The organism is Mesorhizobium sp. M1A.F.Ca.IN.020.06.1.1 (assembly GCF_004023265.1).
Classification (GTDB): domain Bacteria; phylum Pseudomonadota; class Alphaproteobacteria; order Rhizobiales; family Rhizobiaceae; genus Mesorhizobium.
On record NZ_RZSR01001646.1, the window covers coordinates 1 to 632 of the forward strand.

General features: G+C 69.3%; 1 pseudogene. It reads left to right on the forward strand.

Going from position 1 to position 632, the window contains the following annotated elements:
• Positions 1–632 (forward strand): annotated as a pseudogene (locus EOA60_RS38030) (PAS domain-containing sensor histidine kinase); the annotation flags it as partial.

Below are 632 nucleotides of genomic sequence, written 5' to 3' on the forward strand. Positions count from 1 at the left end.
AATAGCCAGCCGCGCCATTGGCGGCTTCACCGAGGCCGGACATTTCATCGCCTTCGTCGACGCCCAAGGCCATGTCGAGGCGGCTTCGGAGGGATTTGCCGCGCTCGGCATCAGGCCGGAGACGCTCGCTGCCCTGGTCGCGGACGTGGCAAGTGCTGGAGACCGCATCGTCAAGCGGCTTGTTCCCGGCGCAAGCACCTCGTACCCGGCCGGGCTTGCGCGCTTGACCGACGCGCGCCATCTCCTGGTGGTGATCGACGAAGACCAGCTCGACGGCGAGCGGAACGACCAGCCCGACGCCGGTAAGTCGGCAGCGCCGGAAGGCGCGCCCACCGTCTCCGAAGACAAAAACACCACAGTCATCGCCGAGCCGAGCCGAGAGAACAATACCCAGTCTCCGGCCGCGGCAAAGGGCGAAAAGGCAGACGCGGTCCCGGCAGCGGCCACGGATGACGCCCAGCCAACGCAAGGGACCGCGGCCACGGCCGACCACGCGCCGGATGCTGCGCTGGCAGGCGGTGCCGGCCCGGCGCAGCATGACCATTGGTATTTCAATGCCGGCGGCGACGACGTGAAGGGGCCGGAGAGGCCGCCACAGATCGGACCGGCGGAGGTCGCGGCCGGAAGCCGGC